Genomic DNA, 4,889 nt, shown 5'->3' on the forward strand with positions numbered 1-4,889 from the left:
AGACCACCTGACCGGGAACGAATCCGCCGCCTAAAGTCCGGTCGAATTCGGAGTAATTGGTTTTCAACCGTAAGTTATAAGCACCCAGCTTAAAACCGGACGAAGCCAGGCTTATTACTTCTGCTTTTCCACCTCCACTTTGAGATTTACGCTTTGAGCTTTGAGATTTAGTCGAAGTCCTAAATTCGACGAGAGAGTTCCATTCCCCGCAGCTTGGACATTTCCCCGACCAGCGCAGCTGTTCTGCGCCACAGGAGTTGCAAACAAACAAGACTTTGTTTCCGGAAGCCTTAACTTTCATATCTAGATTTTAACACGGAAACAATATTTGGAATGCACGCAAGTTGGGTCCAAATAGATTCAAAAGGGTTCAAAAGGGTTTCACCCTAAAAAAGGGTGAAACCCTCTAACTCTAGGCTTAGTAAACCAAAGTTCAAAGCTCTAGACCCTAAACTCTAAACAAATCCAAAATTCCAAGATCAAATGTTTAAAACACTTGGACTTTGAAATTAGGTATTGTTTAGGGTTTAGGGTTTAACCTTTAGAGTCCTGAGGCGTCTTTTTGAAGATCGGTAAAGTCAGAATCGAAAGAGTTAATCGTCGCCGAGTTAAGGTCATTTAAAATATCATCGGCGCTGTTACCGGAACTCAGCTTAGGAAACTCTTCGGCTGATCCGGAGCCTTGGGGCTGGGCCACGACGGGTGTGGCTGTCGGATTTTCTTCGACGGTCTTAGTCGGAACAGCCGACGGGGAGGCCTCCTCCGGTTGGCTGCTTCCCATAAAATAGAGAAATCCGGCGGCTCCGAGGGCCACGACCAAAACAACCACGACGAGAAGGGCGGCCGTTTTTCCATTGCCGGGAGCGACCTGACTGGGAACATTTTCGGAAACGGGCGTATTTTCCGTCTTTATTTCTTCCATAATTTACTCGACCGGCTCGGGTGTAACCGTCGCCGTTATCTTCGGCGTGGCCGTAATCGGCACTCTTAGGCCTTTAAGAGCCACGGCCGCGCTCCGAACCGATTCGTGAGCCGCCTTAACTAAATCCCGTACAATTTTAAGATCAACTTCAAGTCCCTTCATAAACTGTCCAACTTCATTCTTGGCCGTCGTTTCCGAGCTCACGGCTATGGCATAGGTTTTAGCCGCTTGGGCCGCGACCGCCGTCTTGGCACGATCGATAGCCGTCTTGGCGCCGGATAAAGCCGCGTCAACGACAGAAGTGTCCACGCCCTTGGCCTTTAGTTCGGCAGTTTTAGTTTCAATTTTCTTAACGATTTCCTCTAAACGAGTCAGAATTTTTAAAAGGTGATCCGTTCGATTCCTGTTAATATTGGCCAATTTTTCTCCGATCCTGACGATTAAAGCTTTCTTTTTCTCATCGCGGATGGTCGCTAATTTATCCTTGACCTCTTGCCTTTTCCCTTCGATCGAGGCTTTCTTCTGTTCAGCGAGATTTTTAATTTGGTTTTTTTTCTCCTCAAGAACGGCCCTCTTCTCGTCGAGAAGTTGTTGAGCAGTTCTAGCTTTTGTCGGCGAAGGAGAAACCGAAGTAGAATCAGTTGCGTAGACAAACCCAGAAATCGTTAAAAGTAAGGAAAAAGCAACCGGTAGGACCAAAGAGTTTCGAAGAAGTGGCATTAGAAATAATTTAATACAACCGTTCTTTAATGTCAACCCCTATTTTGCAAAATTCTTATGGTGAAAACCCAGGCTAAGGGCTCGTCCGTAAATAACTTCACCGGTATTTACGGATACGGCCCTTTGTGCCGCCGATGTCAACTTTAAAAGAGTTCAACTTATTCTTAAGATGCGGCCTAAGGAGCCTCTTTTACCTGATTGTACTTTCCCCTTGCCGAACCAAGGAAAAAAACACCCTTTACAATCCCGATTTCTCCTCCTAAGATAAAATCATGCTCGATAATAAAGACCTCAGTAAAATCGAGAAAGCTTTGGAAAAGTACCTCGATGCCAAGCTTTCCTCCTCCGAAAAAAGACTCGACCTGAAGCTTCGAGAAACAAAAATTAGTCTCGCCGAGGAATTCGAACACGTTCTCGAATCAAAGGCCGCGAAAATTAGCCATGAATTCAATCTGGACTTGCTCCGGGCCCGTCAGGATTTTAAACTTCAATTGAAGCCTATCAATCGCCATCTGGCTAAAATGTCCAAAGACATCGAATTGATCATTTCCTTCTTCGACAAACAAGCGCTCGACCACGAATCAAGGATCGGGAGAATCGAAGAAGTCCTCAACCTTAAATCTTCCGCTTCTAAATCTTAAAGTGCGAACGAACCCTGAATTTCAATGTTCCGAAAACCTTTAAATAACCAAGCGCCACGTATAAAAAACCGACGACCTTACGATCTCGGTTTTTTGTTCCGCTTTGTTCGCTTCGCGACTGTTGTTCCGCTTCATCCACGAGCTGACGCTCACGGTTTTCGCTCTCTTGGAATAAAGACAAAGATTTAGAAGTCTCAAGCCCCCTTTCTTTTCAAATCTCCAAAGGGGGTCCCCTTTTTGACTTAGCAGACTTACGGCTTTAAGCTGAGCTACTGCTGAGACCAGCCCGCTAGTTCGGTGTTTTTTCCGGACCTTGATCGCGGTAGAGCTTTATGAACCTCTCAATCCGGGAGCCAGCCATCCCGTTAAATTTGTCAATTCTGCCCCAAGAAGTCAATGCGATCCTGACATCGAGATTTTTCCGCGGCGTGACGATCAGCTTCCAAACCTTTATCTTCTCCGCCAAGCTTTTAAGGTCATCCTCAAGACGGTGGCAGTCCTCATCACGGATAATGGCTGAGGGCGAGGCTTGAGAAGAAGCTGTGGCTTCCGTCTCACCGTGGGCCAAAACCTTTCCGGCTAGCTCCGTTACGGGTCCTAAACTCCCACTTTTTGATTCTTTCACAGCGCAGTTATAGCTGATAATGACGTAGCCGTGTTCAAGCGAATGGAGCAAATTTTCATCGGCGTATTCAGTAGAGTAAACGCCGGCCGCGACGGGCTCTTCGTAATGCGGTCCGGACGTGGGCGGATTGGAGTTATAGGGCGCGTGGCTCACCCCGACTTTAATGTGATCGCGGCCTTGAATGGGAATAGATTCCCCCACCGTGGACGTCGGGCTAAGTAGCCACTTTAAAAAGGCGATCGAAAGAGCCGCGATAACTAAAGGCAAAATTAGTCTCTTGGCGGTTCTCTGAATTTTTCCCGGCCCGGAAGATTTCTTATCTTTTTTCGACATAAGAAGTAAGAGATTTCTTGATTGTAGCACGAGAGTTTTGATATTGGGAAGAAGTTTTTTAGGAAGTAAGCGCTTTACACCCTCAGGGTGCAAAAGCTATCGGTTCTTCAAATCTCCAAAAGGGGTCCCCTTTTTGACCTTTTTGACTTAATCAATTTACAGATTTTTAGGTTCAACTACCTTAAGCCCAAAAAACTGCAGGGAGATAAAACGTGTGTCTTATCTCCCATCCTGAACTCAACTGGGTGCAAGGCCAGAGAGCTGATCGTTGGAGGTCTGACTTTTTGAGTCAGTCGCGCGTACCTCTGTTAATCTGACGGTCAGGTTCCGAGGATCGGTTTTCCCCCATCGCTTACCGAAGGCGATGTTGATCCCTTGGGTTGGTCTCCTTTGGTTACCACCACCCGTTTTTTTCCGGGTTTTAGCGCGCCTGTTCGCAGAGACCTTGAGGTGGGTTTTGTCCCGCGGGGCGGGACTAGTCGGTACTCGTCATTTTCCCTCCAATTTTAGGGCCCGGACCTTTGTTGATGGCGGAATGGCACAACCTCGAAACCGCTTGTCAGCGGACGGAGGGCGCCAGGGTGGTCCGGGCCGGGCGGATGAAAACGTGCGCGAAAGCTTCCCCGAGCGGCACTGGGCCGGCGCGAGTCGATGGTTGACGCAAAGCTGCGTCGTTGACGGTCGACGGGCCGATTGGCCAACTCGGGACAGGAAACGGGGATCCTTGCACGGATCCAGCCATCTATTTTGGATGGCTAAGGGGCCGGTTTCCCGCGGTCCCTAAATTTTACCCTTCATAAGCACCTCCTTATCTTGGGCGCTCGAAGAGTTCCGGCTTTTGCCGGGAGTGGAGATGGCGGGAATCGAACCCGCATCCGGAAAAGGGTTGGGTTTTTAAACCCGCGAGCTTTAGGAGGTTTTCGCCAGGGGCTTTTTTCTCTGGACTCGCCACCTTTCCCGTCGAAGCCTTTCATCCCCAAAATTCGTTTCTAAAAACTTATCCCTCATCCAATCTTTCGGGTTCAAAACCCTTTCTTTAAACCCGCAAGATTGAAGTTGAGATGCTGCGCAGCTTTTAGCCACACCTCAACTTCTCCTCCCCTTTGACCTTGCGGCCATCGGATCGGGTCCCTGTTTCTGGCACTTTTATCGGCCAGGCACCGGTAACTTGGCGCGTTTGGGGCGGACTTTCGAACGGGTTTCCCCAATCGATTGTTTCCGCCGTCCCGACGTAACGTCGGGATTTTAAGGAGCCATACCCTGTGGGTCATCGCGTCACTCGACTATCCCTTGCGGGACTGAGTCTCTTTAAACGCTCACCAGGAAGGGTTTCTCCTTTTTTGCTGCTTGGTCCTTCCAAAAAAGGGCGCTAGCCCTTATGGAAAGCCCAGCAGTCTAACGCTTGCGACCAGGCGGGGTAAACTACCCCACAACCCGGGCAAGCGAACATTTGGGCGAAAATCACCCAAATGTTTTTTTTCATCTTCTCCCCTCCTTTTTTGCCGTCGGGCTCATCCACTTTGAGTGGAAGTCCTTAATGGCTAAGGGAAGATGGCTTGAAAAGTGCAAATATAATGCGGGCAATGCGGGAGTCGAACCCAGAAGCTGGTAACCTTGTTCAGGTCGGAGGACATCCACTGCCTCCCTT

Annotated in this window: 8 protein-coding genes and 1 other RNA gene; 3 read left to right on the forward strand and 6 right to left on the reverse strand. The window is 48.7% G+C overall.

The features are described 5' to 3' along the window. Positions 1–541: 541 nt before the first annotated feature. Both A2048_10825 and A2048_10830 read right to left on the reverse strand, forming a co-directional pair. A complete protein-coding gene (locus A2048_10825; protein ID OGP09122.1) occupies positions 542–922 on the reverse strand; it encodes a hypothetical protein in 381 nt (126 codons plus the stop codon). Positions 923–925: 3 nt separating this feature from the next. Continuing rightward, the gene (locus A2048_10830; GenBank protein OGP09123.1) at positions 926–1,642 is read right to left on the reverse strand and encodes a hypothetical protein; all 717 of its coding nucleotides are present in this window, start codon (positions 1,640–1,642) and stop codon (positions 926–928) included. 272 nt (positions 1,643–1,914) lie between these two features. Between A2048_10830 and A2048_10835 the strand changes: the two genes are divergently transcribed. Then, on the forward strand, positions 1,915–2,283 hold the full coding sequence (locus A2048_10835) for a hypothetical protein (GenBank protein OGP09124.1): 369 nt from the start codon (positions 1,915–1,917) through the stop codon (positions 2,281–2,283). On the opposite strand, the gene A2048_10840 is transcribed toward A2048_10835, so the two are convergent. Both A2048_10840 and A2048_10845 read right to left on the reverse strand, forming a co-directional pair. Next, positions 2,273–2,464: a hypothetical protein gene (locus tag A2048_10840; GenBank protein ID OGP09125.1), complete on the reverse strand. Its 192-nt coding sequence runs from the start codon at positions 2,462–2,464 to the stop codon at positions 2,273–2,275. The two genes, A2048_10835 and A2048_10840, sit on opposite strands and share 11 nt — an antisense overlap. Positions 2,465–2,572: 108 nt before the next feature. Beyond that, on the reverse strand, positions 2,573–3,334 hold the full coding sequence (locus A2048_10845; GenBank protein ID OGP09126.1) for a hypothetical protein: 762 nt from the start codon (positions 3,332–3,334) through the stop codon (positions 2,573–2,575). Between A2048_10845 and A2048_10850 the strand changes: the two genes are divergently transcribed. Further along, positions 3,329–3,529 (forward strand): hypothetical protein, encoded by a 201-nt coding sequence (locus tag A2048_10850; protein OGP09127.1) that lies wholly within the window; start codon positions 3,329–3,331, stop codon positions 3,527–3,529. The genes A2048_10845 and A2048_10850 overlap by 6 nt on opposite strands. Before the next feature lie 557 nt (positions 3,530–4,086). Here A2048_10850 and ssrA read toward each other — a convergent pair. Together ssrA and A2048_10860 are read right to left on the reverse strand one after the other, a co-directional pair. Beyond that, positions 4,087–4,219: a transfer-messenger RNA gene (ssrA, locus tag A2048_10855) on the reverse strand. 44 nt (positions 4,220–4,263) lie between these two features. After that, the gene (locus A2048_10860) at positions 4,264–4,512 is read right to left on the reverse strand and encodes a hypothetical protein (GenBank protein ID OGP09128.1); all 249 of its coding nucleotides are present in this window, start codon (positions 4,510–4,512) and stop codon (positions 4,264–4,266) included. Positions 4,513–4,643: 131 nt separating this feature from the next. Between A2048_10860 and A2048_10865 the strand changes: the two genes are divergently transcribed. Next, on the forward strand, positions 4,644–4,853 hold the full coding sequence (locus A2048_10865; protein ID OGP09129.1) for a hypothetical protein: 210 nt from the start codon (positions 4,644–4,646) through the stop codon (positions 4,851–4,853). The last annotated feature ends 36 nt before the right edge of the window (positions 4,854–4,889 follow it).

The organism is Deltaproteobacteria bacterium GWA2_45_12 (assembly GCA_001797365.1).
Lineage (GTDB): Bacteria > UBA10199 > UBA10199 > UBA10199 > UBA10199 > UBA10199.

Excerpts from the sequence above, each read along its gene's own strand:
- A2048_10825 (OGP09122.1), bottom strand. The coding sequence starts at position 922 with ATGGAAGAAATAAAGACGGAAAATACGCCCGTTTCCGAAAATGTTCCC.
- A2048_10835 (OGP09124.1), top strand. The coding sequence starts at position 1,915 with ATGCTCGATAATAAAGACCTCAGTAAAATCGAGAAAGCTTTGGAAAAG.
- A2048_10830 (OGP09123.1), bottom strand. The coding sequence starts at position 1,642 with ATGCCACTTCTTCGAAACTCTTTGGTCCTACCGGTTGCTTTTTCCTTA.
- A2048_10860 (OGP09128.1), bottom strand. The coding sequence starts at position 4,512 with ATGACCCACAGGGTATGGCTCCTTAAAATCCCGACGTTACGTCGGGAC.